Consider the following 23,694-nt stretch of genomic DNA (forward strand, 5'->3'; position numbering starts at 1 on the left):
TAATCAGGTTTTCTACATCAATTACTAGTTGAACAGAGGCGAATCCTTTTATGTGCGGTATTTTTAGTATTCTAGACATCAAGTCGGATACAACAGAATTAAGAACCAAAGCCCTTGAGTTAGCCAAGCTACTCAGGCACAGAGGCCCTGATTGGTCTGGCATTTGGCATGACGACAAAGCCATCCTTTGTCATGAACGTTTGGCCATCGTAGACGTTGACACAGGCGCTCAACCATTAATCAGTGATAATGGTAATCAAATATTAGCCGTAAATGGAGAGATTTATAATCACAAGGATTTAGAAAAAGAATATTGTGGTGATTATAATTTCGCGACACGTTCTGACTGTGAAGTTATTCTGCCGCTATATCAAAAATTCGGCACTGAATTTATTGATAAATTACAAGGCATGTTTTCTTTTGTGCTCTATGATAAGTCCACAGGGGACTATTTAGTTGTTAGAGACCATATTGGCATTATTCCGCTTTATACAGGTTTCGATGAATACGGTAACTTTTATGTGGCGTCTGAAATGAAAGCCTTGGTACCTGTTTGTAAAACGGTACAAGAGTTTCCTCCTGGACATTACATGCTCAACGGTAAATTAACCAAATACTATGAGCGAGATTGGATGAGTTTCGATGCTGTTAAAGATAACGAAACTAACCTTGAAGATCTAAAACACGCATTTGAAAAAGCGGTTAAATCTCACTTGATGTCAGATGTTCCTTACGCAGTATTACTATCTGGTGGTCTTGATTCTTCATTGGTTTCTGCTGTTGCCGCACGTTATGTTGCTAAACGAGTAGAAGATGAAGACAAATCGGATGCTTGGTGGCCACGCTTACACAGCTTCGCTGTAGGTCTGAAAGGCGCACCAGATTTATTAGCTGCGAAAAAAGTAGCTGACATGATTGGAACTGTCCACCATGAAGTGCATTTTACTATTCAAGAAGGTTTAGATGCTATTCGTGATGTGATTTATCACTTAGAAACTTTTGATACTACGACTATTCGTGCCGCTACACCTATGTACCTTATGACCCGTAAGATTAAAGCTATGGGGATTAAAATGGTACTTTCGGGTGAAGGATCAGATGAAATCTTTGGTGGTTATTTGTATTTCCACAAAGCGCCTAATGAAAAAGAGTTCCATGAAGAAACGGTTAGAAAGCTTGATCGCCTGCACATGTTTGATTGTGCAAGAGCAAATAAAGCTACTTCTGCATGGGGCGTTGAAGCTCGCGTTCCTTTCTTAGATAAAGAATTTATGGACGTTGCTATGCGCCTTAATCCTAAAGATAAGATGTGTATCAATGGTCGCATGGAAAAGTGGATCTTGCGTAAAGCATTCGACGATGAAACCTATTTACCCGCAGAAGTACTGTGGCGTCAAAAAGAACAGTTTGGTGACGGTGTAGGCTATTCTTGGATTGATTCTATTCGCGAGTATGCTGATCAAATGGTGACAGACCAACAATTAGCTACCGCTGAGTTTAGATTCCCAATTAATACGCCAGACACTAAAGAAGGGTATTTTTATCGCACTATTTTTGAAGATTTCTTCCCGCAAGAAAGCGCTGCGAAATGTGTACCTGGTGGAAAATCTATCGCTTGTAGTACCGTTGAAGCACTTGAGTGGGATGCTAGCTTTAAAGAGTCAGCAGATCCATCGGGCCGTTCAATGAAAAACGTGCATGCAGGTGAATTTGGTAAACAATCTTAATCTGTGATTATGTCGGTTAGTCAAATTAACCGGCAGGCCAAATAAGACAATTAAAACGCGAACTTTATAGTTCGCGTTTTTTATTGAGCTTGCTGTATACCATTAATCAAACAATCAATAGCCACACGAATTTTCGGCGACAAATGCCTAGATGGTGGGTACAGCACCCAGATGCGTTCTTCGTTTATTTGCAAATCAGGCAATAAATCGACTAACTCACCAGATGCTAGGTAGGGCTTTACATAATAATCGGGTAATTGCACTATGCCTAAATGCTTAAGCGCCGCATCAATTAATGCTATTCCGCTATTACAGCGCAGTTTTTCATTTACCTTTACATTTTCGGTTTTACCATCTCGCAAAAACTTCCAGTTATCCGCCGTACCTAAAATACAATGGTGTTTATATAAATCAGCAATAGTCATTGGCGTTCCATGAGCTTGCAAATATTTTGGCGATGCTACCAAGTGCAAGGCACGGCTAGATAATCGACGTGCAATGTAAGAGGAATCCTCTAATTCTCCTAAGCGAACGGCCAAATCATATCCTTCTTGTATTAGGTCTACCACTTGGTTAGTTAAGTGCAAATGAATTTGCAATTCTGGATATGCTTGGGCAATATCATTTACCAGTGGTGCAATGACTCGCTCTCCATAGGTTACCGGCGCTGTCATTTTTAGTTTACCTGCAGGCTTGGCACGAAGATCTGTCATCAACTTTTCAGCTGCGTCTAATTCTTCTAAAACGGGTTTACAATGACGATAAAAGGTCTCGCCAGAATCGGTAATTGCGACTACTCTTGTAGTACGATTCACCAATTTAGTACTTAAACGGTTTTCTAACTTAGTAATTTGTCGCGATACCTGTGCGGTAGAAATACCTAAGCGCTTTGCAGCTAACGTGAAGTTTTTGGTCTCAGCAACCGCTACAAACTCGTTTATGCCGTCCCAATTTGCCACTCAACCTCATTATTACCATATGGTAAAAGTTATTTACATAGATAAGCTATTGTTACAAAATCTAACAGATATACAATAGGCATCTATAAATTAAAAGACAAAAAATAAGGATTAAAAATTATGGCAGACGTTATTACTTGTAAAGCCGCTGTTGCCTGGGAAGCGGGTAAACCCTTAAGTATTGAAGAAGTGCAAGTTGCCCCGCCTAAAGCAGGTGAAGTACGCGTAAAGATAGTTGCTACAGGTGTTTGTCATACCGATGCTTTCACATTGTCAGGTGATGATCCAGAAGGTGTATTTCCAGCAATTTTAGGTCATGAAGGTGGCGGTATAGTTGAATCTGTAGGTGAAGGTGTAACTTCTTTAAAAGTGGGTGATCATGTTATACCTTTATACACAGCTGAGTGCGGCAAGTGTAAATTTTGTTTATCCGGTAAAACCAATTTGTGTAGCGCAGTGCGCGAAACTCAAGGTAAGGGTCTAATGCCTGATGGTACTACTCGATTTACCTGTAATGGCAAAGAGATTTTTCACTACATGGGCTGTTCAACCTTTTCTGAATACACTGTATTACCAGAGATTTCATTAGCCAAAATAAACCCGTCTGCCCCCTTAGAAGAAGTATGCTTGCTTGGTTGCGGTGTTACAACTGGCATGGGCGCTGTAATGAATACAGCCAAAGTACAAGAAGGTGACACTGTTGCTATTTTTGGTCTTGGCGGTATTGGCCTTTCAGCCATCATAGGTGCCACCATGGCAAAAGCGGGTCGAATCATTGGCATTGACCTAAATGAATCTAAATTTGAATTGGCTAAAAAACTCGGAGCAACCGATTGTATTAATCCAAAAGATTACGACAAGCCTATTCAAGAAGTTATCGTGGAATTAACCGATGGTGGTGTGGACTACTCATTTGAATGTATTGGTAATGTGAACGTGATGCGTTCAGCCTTAGAGTGTTGTCATAAAGGTTGGGGAGAATCCGTCATTATCGGTGTTGCCGGTGCCGGCCAAGAAATCTCTACACGCCCGTTCCAATTAGTAACCGGTCGAGTATGGCGCGGTACTGCTTTTGGTGGTGTAAAAGGTCGCTCTCAGTTGCCAGGTATAGTTGAAGACTATCTAGCGGGTAAATTCGCATTAAATGATTTTATTACCCATACCATGCCGCTAGAAGATATTAACGAGTCATTTGATTTAATGCATGAAGGTAAGAGCATTCGTAGCGTCATTCATTACTAAATAAAACGCTTTTAAATCAAACATAAACCCGCTTTAATCAGCGGGTTTATTTTTTTCTTCCGATATTTTCATTTGTTCAGGCTTAAACCAAAACAGTTCTTGGTCGATAGGTGTTGCTATGGGTAGCAGCGGATTCTCTAGTTCAAAATAGGTGATATCATCTATTCCAAGGCGTAATAGAGTTTGTTTGAAATGTTGGAAAAATAAGGCATCAAAACTACCATCTGCGATAGCGCGATCTAGACCTGTCTGGATTAAATTTGCCATAGTTTTATTGCGTTTATTGACAAAGAAATACATGGCGGTAGGGTATTTAATGGCGACACCTTGTTTGATTCGCAAAAAACTAATTTCTTCATTATCAAGTTCGTCACTAATTTCTACCACCGAACGAGGGAAAAAATCAGCCACTTTTTCCAACATTAAGTTCCGCGATTCCAAATAATCTCGAGCTGTTACCACATTAAAGCCATTTGCTTGCAAAATCTTGGTATCTGGCCAAGCAATGCCTTGCACTGGCTTGTATTTTAATAACTGATCAAAAGAGTTTATCTTAGTAGTTAGCAACTTATTTTCGGAATGAACCAAGAACATACGCCAACCAATTAATCCCTTGGTAATTGGAATCCTAATGGGCAATAGATCTTGTTCTCGCTGAATATCCGTCATCGACCATAAGATATTTATTTCTAAATTTTCTTCGAGCCGTTTTAATGATTTTGCTTGGCGCATGGGCACTGATGACGGAATTATTTCATATCTGACACCCGTCTTTTCTAACGCCAAATCGAGTAAAGCTAGAGGATAACGGTAGCGCTCATCATTGGGCAGTGGTGATTGAGGATAAATCACCTCCCAAACCGCCGCCATTGAAGATGTTGAGAACACTAACAACAAGATTGAAACTAAGATTTTTAACATGAAGTTTCACCATTATTTGCGCAGGGTCAGGAAAAACTCGAACCCAATGCAATATTAAACTGACGATTTATTCAACACCAATAAATTTATGTGTTTGCAAAGATAACCGCCAATTCTTCTTAATGCAGGTAGCAACCGCCAAATCAGTTGCACGTTTTTGCATACTTATGGGTTGTAAATATATTACTGGTTGCGATGTATGTACACGTTTTTTCAGTAATTCTTCTAATTCCTCAATGTGCTTTTCCATGGCAATCGCATGTTTTATCTCATTCGCCCTGTATAACGCGTCCTCTCTTACTACCTTGCCACCTGGCATATTGATTTTAGGCGAAAGGGTCACCCAAGTATCTTCATGGCACAAGACTTGGTAAGTACCACTGGTTTCAATTTGGGTGTTAAATCCTTTGTCCTTGGCCAGTTGTGTAAACGGACGCAAATCAAACATGCAGGGCTCCCCCCCCGTAATGACAATATGTTTTGCGGTGTAGCCTTGAGATGCAAAAAGCTCAAAAAGTTGCTCAGGCGTGGCTGAAAAATAATGGGAAGTGTCCGTTGTTTCTTGCATTATTACCATGCTATCTCTTTCATCATCTTGTTCGACTTCCCAAGTATGTTTAGTATCACACCAAGGGCAGCCAACAAGACAGCCTTGCAGACGAACAAAAATAGAAGGCACACCGGTAAAACTGCCCTCTCCTTGAATAGATTCAAAAACTTCATTTACTAATAGCGTATTCATTATCAACTCTTTGGATTTAACCATTGGGATTTTAACAGCTATAGATTAAAATCCTGTATTAAATTCACCAAAATATCGAAAAAAATGCCAAAAGTAGTTGTCATCTATAGCGGCGGAATGGATTCTTTCACCGTACTTCATAAAGCGATTAGCCAAGGCTTCGACGTAAGCGCCGTATCATTTAACTATGGTCAGCGCCATGATAAGGAGCTTGAATACGCAGCTAATGTCTGTAAAGACCTTGGAATAGCCCATCAAATAATCGACTTATCCGCCATTAATCCTTTGCTAGCAGGTTCATCTTTAACTGATGATATTGATGTGCCAGAAGGACATTACGAAGAAGAATCCATGAAACAAACTGTGGTTCCAAATCGTAATATGATCATGCTATCTCTAGCCGTTGGATACGCGGTTTCAATCGAAGCTGAAGCAGTCTATTTTGGCGCTCATTCAGGTGACCATGCAATATACCCTGATTGCCGCACTGCCTTTGTTGATGCAATGAACGAGGTATGTAAAATTGCCAACTATCAAGCTGTAGAGATTAGAGCGCCCTATCTGCATAAAGATAAGATCGATATTTTAGAAGACGGCCTGAAAATGGGTTTGGATTATGCTAATACCTGGACCTGTTACAACGGACGCACTCATGCTTGTGGTAAATGTGGCGCTTGTCAGGAAAGGTTAGAAGCTTTTGAAAAAAATGGTCAAAAAGATCCATTGATCTATGAGTAGAACGCATAAAAAAAGCCAGCTATTGCTGGCTTTTTAAAATTCTGAATTACCGCTTCTGACTCTCAGCGACAAAATATTCTATTTCTTTTATACAATGACGTAATACTGGATTTAGTCTCGTATTTTTACCATTCATAACAAAAAGCTCGTGGGCAAATTTAAACAAACTACCTTTTGCAATAGGCACTAATCCAGTCGCAGCGCCCTGCTCTCTTGCAATATAATCAGGTAAAAGACCTAAATATTCCCCTGTCATAATTGCTGCCATACAAGCATCAAAAGAATCGGAAAATGTTTGTATCGATAGGCGTTTGTCATTATCAATGTAATTTGACGATGACAGCCCTGACATACCAATTGCGGGGTAATCTTCTATATTCACATTGTCAGGTAGCTTATCCGCTTCACGAAATTTAGCCAGCGGATGTGTAGGGGCACAATATAAACGCCCTTCACATTTAATGCCTACTGGATGAAACATTACAGATTCAGGTTTTACCATATCGTATGTCGATAAAACTAGGTGACATTCCCCAGACAACGCCACATGTTCAACTTCGTTGTAGAGTCTGGTTTGAATGTTAACGTGTATATCATCAAACTTCTTCATTGTGCTCTTAACGGCTTTACTCACTGCTAATTGCATGGACGTCGCTAATCCCGCCATTAACACTATCGTAATGTGACCGGAATAATCATCATGAAGACTTTTAAGATTGAAAACAAAGTTATCAAAAGCATTAAAGATTCGTTTGGTTTCTTGAAATACCACTTCACCTTCTTTGGTCATCTGAAAGCCGCCACGACCACGATGACACAACACAAGATCTAAACGCTCTTCGAGTTTCTTGATTGCTGCACTGATGTTGGGTCTCTGCATTCTTAACACAGGTTCAGCGGCAGTAAAGCCATTACAGGATGCCACAGCATAAAATACCCGAAGTAGCTTTATATCTGATTCTTGCAAACGATTTAGCATGAAAACTCCTTGCGCAAAGGGGTAAGCAGACATTTCTGCCAACCCAATGTCACAACTACAAATAATTAAATAATAGACTATTTAATAAGTTATCGTTTTATATAACTAAAACTTTACAAAATTTCAAATAAATGGCGAAAATTTATGAAAGTTTTACCACTTGTGCACGCAAAGTCTCCACTTCATCTCTGACTTTAGCCGCCTTCTCGAACTCTAACTCTCGGGCATGTTCAAACATACGTTTTTCCAATTCAGAGATCTTTGATAGCAGATCAGGAACCGGTTCAAGTTTATATGACTTATCTTTCTCAGCCACTTTTCTCAGTTTAACTTTACCTGTACAACCGTCTCCATCATCACCTAAGTCCATAATGTCAGTAATAGGTTTGACCAAAGATTTAGGCGTAATGTTGTTGGCTAAGTTATGTTCCTGCTGCTTTTCACGACGACGATTAGTTTCGTCAATGGCTTTTTTCATTGAACCCGTGATCTTGTCGCCATACAGGATAGCTTTGCCGTTTAAGTGTCGTGCAGCACGACCTATTGTTTGAATGAGAGATTTTTCTGCCCGTAAAAAGCCTTCTTTATCGGCATCTAAAATGGCGACCAAAGACACCTCAGGCATATCCAAACCTTCTCTAAGCAAGTTAATACCGACCAGCACATCAAATTTACCAATTCTGAGATCACGGATAATTTCTATTCGTTCGACAGTATCAATATCCGAATGCAGGTAGCGGACTTTAACCCCATGTTCACTTAAATAATCCGTAAGGTCTTCCGCCATACGTTTGGTTAAGGTCGTAATTAACACACGTTCACTTAACTCTACCCGATTATTTATTTCTGATAACACATCGTCAACTTGAGAGCCTACTGGGCGCACTTCAATAACTGGATCTAACAAGCCAGTGGGACGCACAACTTGCTCGATAACCTCACCACCTGTTTTATCCAATTCGTATTGTCCAGGAGTAGCCGAAACGTATATGGTTTGTGGAGATATATGCTCAAACTCCTCAAACTTCAGTGGGCGGTTATCCAACGCCGAGGGTAACCTGAATCCATACTCCACCAAGGTTTCTTTACGTGATCTATCGCCTTTGTACATGGCTCCAATCTGGGAAACGGTAACATGGGATTCGTCAATGAATAACAACCCGTCAGCGGGAAAATAATCTAACAATGTTGGAGGCGGCTCACCCGGCGCTCTTCCGGACAAATAACGTGAATAGTTTTCAATGCCAGAGCAGTAACCCAGTTCTAACATCATTTCTATATCAAACTGTGTGCGTTGACTAATACGTTGTTCTTCTAGTAGCTTGTGGTTCTCTTTTAGATGTTTCTGTCTAGTGGCGAGTTCTTTTTTTATTTCCTCCACCGCATTGATAATTTTCTCTCGCGGCGTTACATAGTGGGTTTTAGGAAATATTGTTGCCCGTACCACATTCTTTTCAACTGCTCCTGTTAGTGGATCAAAGAAACTAATTTTTTCTATTTCTTCGTCAAACAACTCAACTCTAACTGCTTGCTTTTCGCTGTCTGCGGGGAAAATATCTATAACGTCCCCTCGTACGCGAAAAGTCCCACGTTCAAAGGCGAGATCGTTACGCTTGTACTGTAATTCTGCTAATCGGCGTAAAATATCTCGCTGATTCATAATATCGCCTTGGCGTAGATGCAATAACATCTTCATATAGCTTTGCGGATCACCTAAGCCATAAATCGCAGAGACAGATGCGACAATAACAACATCGCGACGCTCCATAAGTGCTTTAGTGGCTGATAAGCGCATTTGTTCTATGTGATCATTAATCGAAGAGTCTTTTTCGATAAAGGTATCAGTGCTTGGCACATAGGCTTCTGGTTGATAGTAATCGTAGTAAGAAACGAAATATTCCACAGCGTTATTCGGGAAAAATTCTTTCATTTCTCCATAAAGTTGCGCTGCCAGCGTCTTATTATGCGCCAGGATAAGTGTTGGTCTTTGCACTTCGGATATGACGTTGGCCATAGTAAAGGTTTTGCCTGATCCCGTAACCCCTAACAAGGTTTGATTTGCTAACCCGTCCTCCAAACCCTCCACAAGGCTTGCTATAGCGGTTGGCTGGTCGCCAGCAGGTTGATACTTAGAGACTAATTCAAAGCCTTTAGGCATTAATCTTTACTCCTGTTTGTTTGCAATGAAGTTTCTAACATTTTATTTTTCAATAAGGTACGTTTAAACCAAGTAAATGACACAAAAGCGGTTGCCAAATTTGCAATTACACATCCCCAAAACAGTCCCACAACATCAAACAATAAGCTTCCTAAATAAGCGACAGGAACATAAAAAACAAATAACCTGACTAAACTGAGTATTAAAGCTGACATGGGCATATGCATGGCATTAAAAGAAGAGTTGGTTAGAATAATTATCCCTTGCAATCCGTAACCAAGAGGTAAAATCAAAAGAAAAACCTTTATTAGTTCTTGTACTTTCACATCATCGGCAAACATTGCCGCAAGGGGCACTGAAAGCGCTGCTAATATTAGATACATTAGGAATTGCCATGCCATCACAAATTTCATGCACATCATGTAAGCTTTTTCTATTCGATGCCAATGACTCGCCCCAAAGTTTTGACTGATAAAGGGTGGTAACGACATGGACAATGAAAGAACCACAATAGACGCTAAAGATTCAAGACGATTTCCCACCCCCCAAGCAGCTACAGCTTCTTTACCATAAGTGGCAACTATGGCGGTTAATATGGCGCCAGCAATCGGTGTTAACATATTTGCGCCGGCCGCTGGAAGACCGATACCAAGCACGCCTTTTGAGGCTTTCTTAAATTCCCGAAAGTTTAATAATTTGGCTTCCATTAATTGTCGTTTTACTGCCAACAAGTAAAGTATCCAGACGACATTCACAAGCCAAGCGATAGCAGTAGCTATTGCCGCCCCCATGATGCCATAAGCTGGAATAGGTCCAAGGCCGAAAATAAGAATGGGATCAAGCACAGCGTTTATTGCACCACCCGCTGCCATTATGATACTTGGCATTTTTGTATCACCATTTGCACGCAATACGCTATTGCCCACCATAGGAACGGCCAACAGAACAGCGGACAGTAACCAAACCGACATATAGTCATGAATAAATGGCAATATCTCTGGCGTTGCTCCCATGAGAGTGAAAATGTCATCAATAAAAAAGTAACCGGAGATAGATAACGCGGCGACTAGTAATACTGACAACATCATAGCGCCTGATGCTAACGCTTTTGCTTCGGAACTATCACCACTGCCTAAATATTTGCCTATTACAGCAGATGTTCCTATCCCTAACCCTATGGTCAAACTAATAATGGTGAAGGTCACTGGAAAGGTAAAACTGATAGCGGCTAGTTCGACTGTGCCTAACAAGCTAACAAAAAAGGTATCGACTAACGAAAAAGTCATTAACATTGTCATGCCCAAAATCATGGGCACTGTCATACCGATAAGCGTTTGCTTTATATCGCCAGTCAATAAATCTTTAGCTGTTTTTTTACTCACGTAGTGGTCTTTTTAAAAATGTATTAAAGTTAAACAAAGGCTTATGTAGAAAATGTCATACAAATAGTGAAAAAGCATTCATCTATACTAACGAGATTTTTCGCAAAATGTGCTATTTTTTCTGACGAATTTTATTCGTCAATATCTTGACTTCTTGGCGTTAATTCTATCTCTTTGTTATTACAATAAGTTAGATTCATCAAAACAACACACAAGCAAAAAACATTTTTATAATCAATGTTGCGCCTGCACAAATACTAAACAATAGTACCACATACATTTATAACCAACTGATTTATAAGTGTTATTATTTTTTATGACATAAATATTTCAATTAATCATTGACAATGATGGAAAAAAATAAATCTGTTTCAAAAAAATAATTCACAGAGTTATCCACAGATTATGTTGATAACTGATTGCGCCTTAATAATGACGCTATATGCAGGCCTGTTGATTAAATTTTGGGTAAGTTACTACTAACCTTGTAATACCTTTTCTATTGTTACAGATTTATGAATTACTGTCTATATAAACAGTAATCAACTACTTTTTAATATCATTTAAATATATAGAAATAAATATTTTGCTTATTTGGGTATCAAAAGATTAACTCTATGATTTTCAGTGTTTTTAGCTGATTTTTGCTTTTAAACCGTTCAACTGACGCATTTTTACGCAACAAAGTTAAATACGGGTCATTTCCATAAAAAAAAAGCAAAACCTAGTTGACACACAATCGGTACGTGATTAATATGCGCATCCGTTAAAAGTCAGGTCCCCCTTAGCTCAGTTGGTTAGAGCGACGGACTGTTAATCCGCAGGTCCCCCGTTCGAGTCGGGGAGGGGGAGCCAACTTTTAGCCTGAATGCACAGCATGATTCCCCCTTAGCTCAGTTGGTTAGAGCGACGGACTGTTAATCCGCAGGTCCCCCGTTCGAGTCGGGGAGGGGGAGCCATCTTCTCAAACGCCAAATTTTTCTCATAAAAGCAAAATCCTTAGCTTTTTCGTGTTGTTTACCGAGCAAGAAAAAGGGATAATTACCCTACTTCAATAAATTCATCATTTATCAAATTGTTACAGGGCAATCGCCAGATATGACAGATTTATTACTGTTACTTATTGGGACAGTGTTAGTTAATAATTTTGTGCTAGTTCAGTTTTTAGGGTTATGCCCTTTTATGGGTGTGTCTGGCAAATTAGAAACAGCCATGGGCATGTCGCTAGCCACTACCTTCGTGCTTACTATAGCATCGATGAGTAGTTACCTAGTTGAAACTTACATTTTACAGCCTTTAGAAATTTCATACCTGCGTACCTTAAGTTTCATTTTGGTGATCGCAGTCATAGTACAATTCACCGAAATGGTGGTACGAAAAACCAGCCCGACTCTCTACCGATTATTAGGCATATTTCTGCCGTTGATAACCACTAATTGTGCTGTACTAGGTGTTGCTTTACTCAATACCACCAAGCAGCATAATTTTATTGAATCTATCATTTATGGTTTTGGCGCAGCAGTTGGCTTCTCCTTCGTACTAATTTTATTTGCTGCAATGCGGGAGCGCTTAGCCGCAGCGGATGTGCCCGCCCCTTTCAAAGGTGCATCTATTGCTATGATCACTGCAGGTTTAATGTCATTGGCCTTTATGGGTTTTGCAGGGTTGATTAAATGACATTTACCTTGATAGCCATACTATCTTTTGCCGCACTAGCACTCATTTTTGGTGCTCTGCTGGGATTTGCTTCTATTAAATTTAAAGTTGAAAGCGATCCCTTAGTCGACCAAATTGATAATATTTTACCGCAAACACAATGTGGTCAATGTGGATACCCAGGTTGTAGACCCTATGCCGAAGCAATTGCCAACGGAGACGAAATAAATAAATGTCCTCCAGGCGGTGAAGCCACCATCAAAGAGCTAGCTGATCTCATGGGAGTGGAAGCAAAACCTTTAGATGCAGCCCACGGCACCGAAGACGTCAAGAAAGTAGCCTATATACGTGAAGCTGAATGTATCGGCTGTACCAAATGTATTCAAGCATGTCCGGTAGACGCCATCATTGGTGCAGCTAAACAAATGCATACTGTAATTATTGATGAATGTACAGGATGTGACCTCTGTGTAGAGCCCTGCCCTGTTGATTGTATCGACATGGTGCCGCTTGCAGAATCCTCGCAAAATTGGAAGTGGGACTTTAACACTGTCACAGTTGGTGACATTCCCATAAGGCAGTTATAAATGTTTGCAGACTTTGATCAAATAATGGAAAGACTGGCGACCAAGCAATTGTGGGATTTTGCTGGCGGTGTTCACCCTGATGGTCATAAAGGGCTATCCAACCAACACCAAATTGCTGACGCAGGTTTACCTGATTACCTTTATATACCTATCAAGCAACATATAGGTGTAGATGCTGAATTAATTGTAAATGTCGGCGACCGAGTAAAATCAGGTCAACCGTTAACCGAAAGCCATAACCCCTTTGCAGTGCCTGTGCATGCCAGTTCTTCAGGGGAAGTCATCGCTATTGACGAACATATTGCAGCTCACCCTTCTGGGATTAAAGAAGCGACTATCACCATCAAAGTAGACGGTTTAGACACGCAATACAATTTTGATCCTGTGAACAACTACAATACCCGAGACAAAGCTGAAATTGTAGAAGCCATTTGTAAAGCTGGCATCAGCGGAATGGGCGGAGCTGGCTTTCCTACCCATTTAAAATCTAATAATGTGAAACCTATTGAGTTTCTCATCATTAACGGTGTTGAATGTGAACCCTATATCACCGCCGACGATAGATTAATGCGCGAGCACGCTTGGCAAATCCGCCAAGGCATAGATGTTTTAAACTACTTGTTGAAACCTCGCCAAGTATTAATTGCAATCGAAGACAACAAGCCAGAAGCATTTGAGACCATGTCCATCGCTTGTCAGCAACAAGACAACTATCAGGTCATAAGTATTCCTACTAAGTATCCAGCTGGCGGTGAAAAACAACTCATTCAAATGTTGACGTCCAGAGAAGTGCCATCAGACGGTCTTCCTGTGGATGTTGGTTGCCTAATGTACAATGTGGGCACCTGTTATGCTGTTGCTGATGCCATCATCGAAGGGAAACCCTTAACTAAACGCGTGGTTACCCTGACCGGAAAAGCATTGGAAAAACCGCAAAACTTCTGGGTTAAAATTGGCACCCCGGTCGAACATTTATTGCAGCTAAGTGGCTACAATCCTGACAAACAAGAGTACCCCCGTATCATCATGGGCGGACCTATGATGGGTTTCACCCTAAGCAGTGTAAAAGTACCTGTCATAAAAACCACCAATTGTTTGTTAGCACCAGAGAAAAATGAACTTGCCATTGTAGAAGATGAACGCGCATGTATTCGTTGTTCAGCTTGCGCCGATGCCTGTCCTATTAGCTTATTACCCCAACAATTGTATTGGTACTCAACCTCAAAAGATTATGAAGTAGCGCAACAATATAATCTCTTTGATTGCATAGAATGTGGCGCATGTGCCTTTGTATGCCCGAGTGAAATTCCACTCGTGCACTACTACCGAATAGCAAAAGCTGAGATTCGCCAGCAAAAAGTTGAAAAAGAAAAATCCGAAAAGGCTAAACAACGTTTCGAAGCCAGAAAAGCTCGTTTGTTAAAAGAGAAAAAAGAGCGAGAAGAAAAACATCGATTAGCGGCTGAGGCTCGTAAACGCGCTATGCAATCAGACGATTCCGGTGCGAAAGACAAGATAGCCGCTGCACTTGCACGAGCTAAAGCTAAGAAAGCAGGTCAAGCTACAACTGAAGCACCTAAAGAATCGAGCGGTGCTCCTCAGGCTCAATCCCAGCAAGATAAGGTAGCCGCAGCCATTGCCCGCGCAAAGGCAAAAAAGGCAGCACAACAAAGCGACAACGCCGCCAGCGAAAAAGAGCAGAATACTGAGACTCAAAAGACGGAGGATAATCCGTCTCAAGACGATAAAAAGGCCAAAGTTGCCGCCGCCATAGCCCGCGCAAAAGCGAAAAAAGCGGCTCAGCAATCTGAGGATGCTAACGAGCCAAAACAAGAAAATGACCAACAGGCTTCTGAAGAGTCAAAACCAGCTTCGGAAATATCCGAACAAGACAAAAAAGCAAAAATAGCGGCAGCCATTGCCAGAGCAAAAGCTAAAAAGGCTGCAAATAAAAAGGCTAATGATGAGTAAATTAACAGTCGCCAGTTCTCCCCATTATCATAACCAGCGAGACACTGGTGCAGTAATGCGCATGGTGATTTTCGCTTGTATCCCGGGCATTGCTATGCAAACTTGGTTTTTCGGTTATGGCGTGTTAATTCAAGTATTTCTTTGCGTCTTAACAGCTGTTGTATCTGAAGCCATTATTCTAGAAATACGTAAAAAGAATACTGTGCGTGCGGTTAAAGATTACAGTGCAGTGCTTGCAGGCTTACTTTTGGCCATTAGTATTCCGCCTTTATCACCTTGGTGGATTTCAGTCATAGGCGCTAGCTTTGCAATTATCGTGGTTAAGCAGTTTTACGGCGGTTTAGGCTATAATATGTTTAACCCAGCAATGACCGCCTATATCATGTTGTTGATATCTTTTCCGGTGCAAATGACATCATGGCTACCTCCTATTAGTCTAACGGAACAGCAATTTAGCTTATGGGATGCTATTCATACTGTGTTCACAGGCTTTACTGCTGAAGGCTATAGTGTTGGGCAATTAAGAGTTGGGGTAGATGGCGTTACCATGGCTACGCCACTTGATCACATGAAGACCCAATTGACCCAAGGTTATACGGTAGACGAAGCCTTAACCAACGATATTTATAGCGGTAACTCAGGCATTGGATGGGCGCCAATTGCTATCGCTTTTTTACTTGGTGGATTGGCGCTGATAAAGCTAAGAGTAATTAATTGGCATATTCCATTCAGTATGATCGCAGGCGCTTTGATTACAGCGTTTATTTTTTACTTGGTAGATCCTTCAACATTCGCATCACCTTGGTTCCACTTTATTAATGGAAGCTTGGTTTTCGGTGCTTTTTTCATCGCCACAGACCCTGTATCTTCATCAACTACTAATAACGGCAGACTCATTTTTGGATTCGCCATTGGTGTGTGGATAATTATTATTCGTACATGGGGAAATTATCCTGATGCTGTGGCCTTTTCAGTGGTGTTGATGAATATGGCGGTGCCTTTAATTGACTATTACACCAAACCTCGCACCTATGGACATAAGTTGAAAGCCAAATCGATGTCGGAGAAATAACAGCTGATGTTAAAGTTTATTAGCAAAAATGCGGGAATTTTAGGACTCTTTGCCATTATCACTACCGGCTTGATTGCGCTTACTTATTGGCAAACTAAAGACCGTATTTATCAAGCCCAGCAAACGCAATTACTCAGCATTTTAAATCAACTGGTACCTGAGGAAAGTCATGATAATGCGCTACACACTGACTGCATTATTATTCCAGCAAATCCTTTACTTGGTGATCGAACCCAACGCGCTTACCGGGCACGGCTAGAACAACAAAACCAAGCGATAATTATTGAAACCACTGCACCAGATGGTTACAGCGGTGATATTCAAATAGTAGTAGCCGTCGATACTCAAGAAACCGTGCTTGGTGCGCGAGTATTAAAGCACAAAGAAACGCCTGGGCTTGGCGATAAAATTGATACGCGAGTAAGCGATTGGATTTACGGATTTGCAGAGGTAGTCTATAACGAAGAAGTCAGTAACCGCTGGAAAGTTAAAAAAGATGGCGGTCAGTTTGATCAATTTACTGGTGCTACTATTACTCCAAGAGCTGTAGTCAGAGCCATCGCTAATGCAGCCGCTTACGTAAATCAACATCAAGATCAGTTGTATACTGTACCCGCTAATTGCGAAGCTCCTGTAGAAAATGCGGAGGCCACCGATGAACGAATTTAAAAACCTATTTGTTCAAGGCATTTGGAAAAACAACCCCGCCATTGTTCAGCTATTAGGTTTGTGTCCACTGTTAGCTGTCACCGGCACTGTGATAAATGGTTTAGGCCTTGGCTTAGCCACCACTATGGTATTACTGGGATCAAATATAACTGTATCTCTTGTTCGAAATTGGGTTCCCAATGAAATTCGAATCCCTATTTTTGTTATGGTCATTGCCTGTTTTGTGACCGTGATCGAATTATTGATGAATGCTTATACCTACGAGCTTTATCTAACCCTAGGCATTTTCATCCCTTTAATTGTTACTAACTGCGCCATTATTGGAAGAGCTGAGGCTTATGCATCAAAGAATCCAATCAAGTTTGCCGCGTTTGACGGATTAATGATGGGTTTCGGCTTTACTATTATCTTGGTCATTCTTGGCGGCATGCGAGAAGTCTTAGGCCAAGGTACCTTGTTCTCTGGCGCTGAATTACTCTTTGGAGCTTGGGCAGAAAATCTAACCCTGACCTTATATACCTCTGATGCCAAATTCCTTTTGGCTATTTTACCTCCGGGTGCTTTTTTAGGTATGGGACTTTTAATAGCCGCGAAAAATGCCATTGATACTGCCATTGCTGCACGCCAACAACAAACAGAAAAAGTAGTAGCTCGCGCCAGAGTGACTGGAACAGATTTATGAATAAACAAAAACGCCTAGAAATTCTTACTAGGCTAAGAGATAACAATCCAAACCCGACCACAGAATTAAACTTTTCCTCTCCGTTCGAATTATTGATTGCCGTGATCTTATCGGCACAAGCAACTGATGTGGGCGTAAACAAAGCCACAGATAAGTTGTTTCCTGTGGCGAATACCCCTGAAGCTATTTACGCTTTGGGTTTAGAAGGTTTAAAAGACTATATCAAAACCATAGGTTTGTTTAATTCTAAAGCCAAAAACGTACTTGAGACCTGTCGTATTTTAATGACCCAATATAACTCCCAAGTACCCGAGGATCGTGCTGCACTTGAAGCCCTTCCCGGCGTTGGCAGAAAAACCGCAAACGTGGTACTCAATACCGCTTTTGGCTGGCCAACAATTGCGGTAGACACCCATATATTTCGGGTTAGCAATCGCACTAAATTCGCCATGGGTAAAAACGTTGATCAGGTAGAACAGAAACTACTAAAAGTAGTGCCAGCTGAATTTAAAGTAGATGTTCATCACTGGCTTATCCTGCATGGCCGGTATACTTGTGTCGCGCGCAAACCTCGCTGTGGTTCTTGTATTATTGAAGATTTGTGTGAGTTTAAGGATAAGACTGATTAAATCGATGCAATCCAGTGAGCTTTTCGATATTCGTTTGGTGAGCACTTATTTTGCTTTTTTAGGCGTCAATTATTTTACGCGCCCTATCGAAATTAGCGTTGCTCAAAAATTAACTTAGAATTTGATTGTTTAAACACGCTATCCATGAATTTTTGAATCGTTGACTCAAATTCAGGGTGGTTTCTCACGCCGTTGTATACCGGTGAATTGGGTAACAAAGGATATATCCCGCTATCATCAACGGATAAATAATTAAGGTGTTTAGTAAAGCTTTCAAAGCGTTGTTCAGCACTCTGTTGTTCGGTTAAATACCAGAACGTTTGACAATCAAAACTCATTTTGGCGATTAAATTAGTACTGCATTTAAGGCCATACAGTTGAATAACATTTGGTAGTAAGCCATTGACAAGATCACTTTTATTTCCTTGTTGTTTAAGTATGCTTAAATACAGGATGGAACTATTAGGATCAACAAGCATCGCTTTTTCGACTGATTCAACTGTCGGATGCGTTATCTCATACTTTTCAATAAATAACTGCGAGTTACCATTGAGCAATGCGAGGTAAATAATCAAATCTGTTCGCTGATTATCTTCAAGTACTTGTTGCAGTTTGTTTTCTTGCGCCTGTGTCAATCGGCCATAATCCCTCAATTGCAATAACAATAATGCGTTGGTACGTTCAAAATCCCACTGTGTTGCATTATTGCTTAGGTTTTTCTGCATTAAGGTCAGCGCGTCATTAATTCGATCTAAGTAGATCATCAATGTCGTTTCAAGCGCTCGCAAATCTCCGTCGAGTTCCCCTTTGTAGTTAACTAACAAGCGCAAACTTTTCTCAAAATCATGCTCGGCAGTAAAATAAACATTAAGTTGAGCGACTAGCAAAGATTTTGTACCTTGGAATTCCACTTCCATATCGTTGAGTATAGCTTTAGCCTCAGCTAAACGCCCTTGTACTACTAGCAGGTCAATTAGGTTTAGATAGTTAATTACACTTTGAGGGTTGGTTCGAAGCACGGCATAGCGTTGTTCTATGGACTGTTCGATATCATCAATTATTAGTAGGTAAAAATTTTGGATTAACGGGTCATTTGGAGCTAATTCATAGGCACGTTTACTTAATGTAAAATAAGCTTTAGGTTGGTACTTTGTAGCGGAGAAGACTGCCAGCGCGAGATATTTCAGCGCAAACTCAGGTGCCGTCTGTAGCTCCCAAAATAGTCTTTCATATTCTGAATCAATTGTATTGTAATCAATTCCACCGTATTTTGCAGCCAACGTATAGGTTAGAAATAACTGGGCCTTAGCAAGATAAAACTGCTCATCCACCTCAATGGCCTGTTTGAGCAGCTCGACAGATCGTTGTAATGACTTCGATGTGCGCTGATAGGACAACTCCCTCCCCTCGATAAACAATTCATAGGCCTTGGGGTTCATAGTCATGCCAGCTTCGTATTCTATTTGTTCGGGTAATAGGTTCAGCTTGAGAGCTTGAGTAATAGCAAAGGTCAATTCATCCTGTAGCGTGAAAATACTGTCTAGCTTACGGTCATACGTCTGTGACCAGACATGCGCACCACTTGCCACTTCAATCAACTGCGCAGAAATACGCACCTTTTCTTTATCTTTTCGCACGCTGCCTTCAAGTACATAGTTTACATTCAGTGTACGACCTATTTCCCGAATGTCGGTGTTGCTGTTTCTAAAATTAAACGATGAGGTGCGAGAAATCACGACTAACTGCTCTAAACGGGCTAATGAATTAAGAATTTCTTCGGCAATGCCATCGCCAAAATAGCCTTGCGACTTATCCGGGCTCATATCCTCAAACGGCAATACGGCAATGGAGCGTTCCAAACTATCATCGACATTTGGGAGGAAAAGCTTTTCATAGGCAATAAAACCTAAAGCTAATACCAAGGCTGCAATCAATATATAGTTAATTTTACTGCCATTCTGCTCGCGAATAGACTCGTTGACTTCCACCTCATGGGTGCGTTTGAGCCCGTCAGGAGTGAGTTCATATGCCCATGCAAAAATACATACAAATGGAAAAGCAATCGCCAGAATAACTGTAGTAATAGTGCTAAATAGAATAGGTAGGTGTAACGACGGAGTCACTACTGCAATAATTTGCAAAATAATCCAGCAGGTTACTAAATAGACACTAGCAACTTTAAACACGTTGCGTCTTTTTAACTCAGTAAAAAATGTCATGCGTCCTGCTCATTATTTTTAAAACATTAACCATACTGGAATAACCCGAGCCGTTCAAATTTTATACCGATTGGGTTACCAATTATAAAGTGTGTTCAGTGGGCCTGCTGCGGCTCATGCATAATTGAGGACTTGTGTGAGTTTAAAGAGAAGACCGATTAATCATTTACCGTTTAAAATAAGCATCCACGGTTTTTCTAACTAAATCGCTAACGTCTAAACTGGTATCGTTGCACATCAAAGCTACTGCGAACTTATGTTGCGGATATCTAGCATAAAAAGTTGAAGTTCCCAACCAACCTCCAGAGTGACTAAAGGATGTGACCCCATCCTTTTGCTGAATAAACTGACCATTAGCATATAAGCTATCGCCGGCCTTATGAAGGCTATTCGGTTGATTTATCAATGTCATCAATTCATTAGGTTCAATACCCACCTTAGGATGATAAAAGTTGCTATCCCACTTCCTCAAATCATCAAGATTAGTATGCAATCCACCGTCTCCCACCCAAAACAAATTGGTCATATCGTTTACGTAACGACCTGATTTATCTTTTGTGTAACCGCTCGCCCTATTCTTTACAATTTCCACCGGATCATCACTAAAAAAGGTATTAGTCATATCTAATGGTTCAAAAATCTTTTCTTGAGCATACATGCGAAGACTTTTACCTGACACTTCCTCTACAAGCATTGACAGTAAAAAATAGGCGAGATTGCTGTATTCGAACTTTTGATTCGGACTATGTCTTAAAGGAACGTTTTTTACGACATTATAAAATTCATCAATGGTCAAATAATCTTCATTGCCTAAACGAAACTCGCCTCCAGCAGCAGACTTTAATTCAATACGATCGTTAGATTTATCGCCTTCATATGGTCCAGCTATAAGATCATAATCACCCATGCCGCTATAGTGCCCAAGCATTGAACGAATGGTGACTGTACCTGAATATTCTCTAAGGTCTGTTAAGTAGGATCGAATATCATTGTCTAAATCTATTTTTCCTTCTTCTGCTAATAAAAGCACAGCTAAAGCGGTAAACTGTTTAGATACAGATGCCATTCTATGAACTTGCTTTCCATCTAATGGCACATTTAACTCTAAATTAGCCAAGCCATAGCCTTTCTTATGTATAAAGCGACCATCTTCGATGAGTCCAACTGAGCAACCAGGAGAATTATTAGGATCAATGGCGCTAAAAATGTTATCGATATCGGTACTTAGGGACTGCGCATGCACTTGAGGCACTAGAAACACAAATACTAAAAGGAAGAATCTATAAATAGTCATGTTGTTGTCCATCGTTTAATAATAAGATTACAACGCTAACACAAAATAATTTTGCTTATTACTTGTAATAATTTCACAAAACTCAACACTTTGTATATTCTACTGAAAATTTTTAAATGCCAATGCGAACATTCATATGTTGCCAGTCCTTCGAATTTTATTAATCGAACAAGAACCTACTGTACTGCAAGCACTCTCTTCAAATCTTGCAAAAACAATTCCCAACTTTGAAAGGGAAGACGTTCAAATAGATATTATTGATTGCCTAGAGCTGCCGCAAGCACTGGAGCATGTCACTGAGGATGGAGATATTCAAGCAGTTGTGCTCAGTTGGGATGTGCACAATAAAAGTGGAGAGCGAATCTACAGCAATTTCATCTCGCAGTTAAAACAGATTCGTCATGAATTACCTGTGTACGTTATCGGTGATGACACCAAAGGACTAGAAATCGTTAACGAGTCTGAAGAGATCGAATCCTTTTTCTTTAAAGACGATGTTATCTCTGATCCAGAAGCTATTTTAGGTTATTTATTTAACGACTTTGATGACAGAGCTGAAACTCCATTTTGGACCGCGTATCGAAGTTATGTGGGAGAAGCCAACGATTCATGGCATACACCTGGCCATAGCGGCGGCTCTAGTTTTAGAAACTCACCTTATATTAAAGATTTTTATCAATTTTATGGCCGCAATGTATTTGTCGGGGACCTATCAGTATCAGTGGATTCCTTAGGCTCCCTATCTGACAGCACAAATACTATCGGTCGAGCTCAAGAATCCGCGGCGGCCACCTTTGAGGTTAAGCGCACCTACTTTGTAACCAACGGGTCTTCTACCTCCAATAAAATCATTTTACAAACCTTACTTCGTAAGGGTGATAAGGTAATAGTAGACCGTAATTGCCATAAATCTGTGCACTATGGAATTTTGCAGTCAGCCAGCTTTCCCATTTATCTATCGAGTATTTTAAATCCGAAATATGGCATATTTGCGCCGCCTTCGTTGGCCGATATCAAGGTTTCCATTGAACAAAATACTGATGCGAAATTACTGGTGCTTACAGGTTGTACTTACGATGGTCTGCTCAGCGATTTAAAACAGGTGGTCGATATCGCGCACCAACATGGCATAAAAGTATTTATCGACGAAGCATGGTTTGCTTATTCGCTGTTTCACCCTAGTTTACGCTATTATTCTGCCATTCATGCTGGTGCTGACTATGTAACGCATTCAGCGCATAAGGTAGTGTCCGCATTTTCCCAAGCATCTTATATTCATATCAACGATCCGGATTTTGATGCGGATTTTTTCCGAGAAATTTACAGCATCTACGCCAGCACATCGCCTAAGTATCAGCTAATCGCATCATTGGATGTGTGCCAGAAACAATTGGAAATGGAAGGCTACAAGCTGCTCAATGCCTTGTTGAATCATGTGCAGGAATTTAAGCAACAGATGGCCTCACTCAGGCATATCAAAGTACTGGATAAGCAAGATTTTATGAGTATATTCCCGCATTTTAGCGGTGATAATATGGGTCATGACCCATTAAAAATTCTCATCGACATCAGTGAACTCCCCTACTCACTTAAAGATATTCATAAATTTTTGTTAGACGAAATTGGATTAGAAATTGAAAAGTATACCCACAGCACCATCTTGGTATTGTTGACCTTAGGGGGTACGCGCTCAAAGATTATTCGTTTATATAATGCTTTGAAAAAGCTTGATAGCGGCAAAGTTAAATTATCTAAATCAACGCGTAAAGCACGTTTGCCTGAGAATTTACCGGCTATTGATTTGGCATGCATTCCAAGCGATGCTTTTTATGGCGAGCGGGAATCAGTGCCGATCAGCAATAGCAATAATCGCATTTGTGCAGGATTAGTTACGCCATATCCGCCTGGCATTCCGCTCTTGGTGCCTGGGCAGCATATTACTCAAGATCATATCGACTATCTCAAAGAACTGGCTGGTCAAGGGTTAACCATTCAAGGCAGTTTCGATGGTGAGATTTATGTGCTTAAAGATAATCAGGAATCACTGACGCCTCAGTGATTCTGTTT

The 23,694-nt window shown here is 40.6% G+C and carries 19 protein-coding genes and 2 tRNA genes; 13 read left to right on the forward strand and 8 right to left on the reverse strand.

The features are described from left to right. The first annotated feature begins 50 nt into the window (after positions 1 to 50). Complete coding sequence (gene asnB / locus ACNKW3_RS02110) at positions 51 to 1,727, forward strand: asparagine synthase B (RefSeq protein WP_427397634.1); 1,677 nt, start codon at positions 51 to 53, stop codon at positions 1,725 to 1,727. Between the two features lie 80 nt (positions 1,728 to 1,807). Here asnB and ACNKW3_RS02115 read toward each other — a convergent pair whose 3' ends face one another. Continuing rightward, the gene (locus ACNKW3_RS02115) at positions 1,808 to 2,686 is read right to left on the reverse strand and encodes a LysR substrate-binding domain-containing protein (RefSeq protein ID WP_427397635.1); all 879 of its coding nucleotides are present in this window, start codon (positions 2,684 to 2,686) and stop codon (positions 1,808 to 1,810) included. A gap of 120 nt (positions 2,687 to 2,806) precedes the next feature. On the opposite strand from ACNKW3_RS02115, the gene ACNKW3_RS02120 reads away from it, so the two are divergent. After that, positions 2,807 to 3,928, forward strand: a complete 1,122-nt coding sequence (locus ACNKW3_RS02120) for an S-(hydroxymethyl)glutathione dehydrogenase/class III alcohol dehydrogenase (protein ID WP_427397636.1) — start codon at positions 2,807 to 2,809, stop codon at positions 3,926 to 3,928. A gap of 33 nt (positions 3,929 to 3,961) precedes the next feature. Here ACNKW3_RS02120 and ACNKW3_RS02125 read toward each other — a convergent pair whose 3' ends face one another. After that, positions 3,962 to 4,849 (reverse strand): amino acid ABC transporter substrate-binding protein, encoded by an 888-nt coding sequence (locus ACNKW3_RS02125; protein WP_427397637.1) that lies wholly within the window; start codon positions 4,847 to 4,849, stop codon positions 3,962 to 3,964. Positions 4,850 to 4,916: 67 nt separating this feature from the next. Then, entirely contained in the window at positions 4,917 to 5,591 is a 675-nt protein-coding gene (gene queE, locus ACNKW3_RS02130) for a 7-carboxy-7-deazaguanine synthase QueE (protein ID WP_427397638.1), read from the reverse strand. Positions 5,592 to 5,675: 84 nt separating this feature from the next. On the opposite strand from queE, the gene queC reads away from it, so the two are divergent. Next, positions 5,676 to 6,329 (forward strand): 7-cyano-7-deazaguanine synthase QueC, encoded by a 654-nt coding sequence (gene queC, locus ACNKW3_RS02135; RefSeq protein ID WP_427397639.1) that lies wholly within the window; start codon positions 5,676 to 5,678, stop codon positions 6,327 to 6,329. Between the two features lie 46 nt (positions 6,330 to 6,375). Here queC and ACNKW3_RS02140 read toward each other — a convergent pair whose 3' ends face one another. From ACNKW3_RS02140 to ACNKW3_RS02150, 3 genes are all read right to left on the reverse strand, one after another. Continuing rightward, positions 6,376 to 7,308 carry a LysR family transcriptional regulator gene (locus ACNKW3_RS02140; protein WP_427397640.1) on the reverse strand — a complete coding sequence of 311 codons (933 nt, stop codon included), beginning with the start codon at positions 7,306 to 7,308 and terminating at the stop codon, positions 6,376 to 6,378. 142 nt (positions 7,309 to 7,450) lie between these two features. Then, on the reverse strand, positions 7,451 to 9,466 hold the full coding sequence (gene uvrB / locus ACNKW3_RS02145) for an excinuclease ABC subunit UvrB (protein ID WP_427397641.1): 2,016 nt from the start codon (positions 9,464 to 9,466) through the stop codon (positions 7,451 to 7,453). Next, positions 9,466 to 10,788, reverse strand: coding sequence for an MATE family efflux transporter (locus ACNKW3_RS02150; protein WP_427397709.1), 1,323 nt, complete (start codon positions 10,786 to 10,788; stop codon positions 9,466 to 9,468). The genes uvrB and ACNKW3_RS02150 overlap by 1 nt, the downstream gene beginning before the upstream one ends. An 838-nt stretch (positions 10,789 to 11,626) precedes the next feature. Between ACNKW3_RS02150 and ACNKW3_RS02155 the strand changes: the two genes are divergently transcribed. From ACNKW3_RS02155 to nth, 9 genes are all read left to right on the forward strand, one after another. Further along, positions 11,627 to 11,703: transfer RNA gene (locus ACNKW3_RS02155), tRNA-Asn, on the forward strand. Between the two features lie 27 nt (positions 11,704 to 11,730). Beyond that, positions 11,731 to 11,807 (forward strand) — tRNA-Asn (locus ACNKW3_RS02160). Between the two features lie 139 nt (positions 11,808 to 11,946). Then, positions 11,947 to 12,525 (forward strand): electron transport complex subunit RsxA, encoded by a 579-nt coding sequence (gene rsxA / locus ACNKW3_RS02165; protein WP_427397642.1) that lies wholly within the window; start codon positions 11,947 to 11,949, stop codon positions 12,523 to 12,525. Beyond that, on the forward strand, positions 12,522 to 13,091 hold the full coding sequence (rsxB, locus tag ACNKW3_RS02170) for an electron transport complex subunit RsxB (protein WP_427397643.1): 570 nt from the start codon (positions 12,522 to 12,524) through the stop codon (positions 13,089 to 13,091). Before rsxA ends, rsxB begins: the two co-directional genes overlap by 4 nt. Then, positions 13,092 to 15,062, forward strand: coding sequence for an electron transport complex subunit RsxC (gene rsxC, locus ACNKW3_RS02175; RefSeq protein WP_427397644.1), 1,971 nt, complete (start codon positions 13,092 to 13,094; stop codon positions 15,060 to 15,062). It begins immediately after the preceding gene. Continuing rightward, entirely contained in the window at positions 15,055 to 16,134 is a 1,080-nt protein-coding gene (gene rsxD, locus ACNKW3_RS02180) for an electron transport complex subunit RsxD (RefSeq protein ID WP_427397645.1), read from the forward strand. The genes rsxC and rsxD overlap by 8 nt, the downstream gene beginning before the upstream one ends. A 6-nt stretch (positions 16,135 to 16,140) precedes the next feature. Then, positions 16,141 to 16,803 carry an electron transport complex subunit RsxG gene (rsxG, locus tag ACNKW3_RS02185; protein ID WP_427397646.1) on the forward strand — a complete coding sequence of 221 codons (663 nt, stop codon included), beginning with the start codon at positions 16,141 to 16,143 and terminating at the stop codon, positions 16,801 to 16,803. Beyond that, the gene (locus tag ACNKW3_RS02190; RefSeq protein ID WP_427397647.1) at positions 16,790 to 17,485 is read left to right on the forward strand and encodes an electron transport complex subunit E; all 696 of its coding nucleotides are present in this window, start codon (positions 16,790 to 16,792) and stop codon (positions 17,483 to 17,485) included. The genes rsxG and ACNKW3_RS02190 overlap by 14 nt, the downstream gene beginning before the upstream one ends. Next, positions 17,482 to 18,114 carry an endonuclease III gene (nth, locus tag ACNKW3_RS02195; RefSeq protein ID WP_427397648.1) on the forward strand — a complete coding sequence of 211 codons (633 nt, stop codon included), beginning with the start codon at positions 17,482 to 17,484 and terminating at the stop codon, positions 18,112 to 18,114. The genes ACNKW3_RS02190 and nth overlap by 4 nt, the downstream gene beginning before the upstream one ends. Before the next feature lie 92 nt (positions 18,115 to 18,206). On the opposite strand, the gene ACNKW3_RS02200 is transcribed toward nth, so the two are convergent. Both ACNKW3_RS02200 and ACNKW3_RS02205 read right to left on the reverse strand, forming a co-directional pair. Further along, the gene (locus tag ACNKW3_RS02200) at positions 18,207 to 20,333 is read right to left on the reverse strand and encodes a hypothetical protein (RefSeq protein WP_427397649.1); all 2,127 of its coding nucleotides are present in this window, start codon (positions 20,331 to 20,333) and stop codon (positions 18,207 to 18,209) included. A 166-nt stretch (positions 20,334 to 20,499) separates the two neighbouring features. Beyond that, positions 20,500 to 21,627 carry a serine hydrolase domain-containing protein gene (locus ACNKW3_RS02205; protein ID WP_427397650.1) on the reverse strand — a complete coding sequence of 376 codons (1,128 nt, stop codon included), beginning with the start codon at positions 21,625 to 21,627 and terminating at the stop codon, positions 20,500 to 20,502. A 136-nt stretch (positions 21,628 to 21,763) separates the two neighbouring features. Here ACNKW3_RS02205 and ACNKW3_RS02210 point away from each other — a divergent pair, with 136 nt between their 5' ends. Continuing rightward, complete coding sequence (locus ACNKW3_RS02210; RefSeq protein ID WP_427397651.1) at positions 21,764 to 23,686, forward strand: aminotransferase class I/II-fold pyridoxal phosphate-dependent enzyme; 1,923 nt, start codon at positions 21,764 to 21,766, stop codon at positions 23,684 to 23,686. Positions 23,687 to 23,694 lie beyond the last annotated feature (8 nt).

It is taken from the genome of Glaciecola sp. 1036 (genome assembly GCF_050306235.1).
Lineage (GTDB): Bacteria > Pseudomonadota > Gammaproteobacteria > Enterobacterales > Alteromonadaceae > Glaciecola.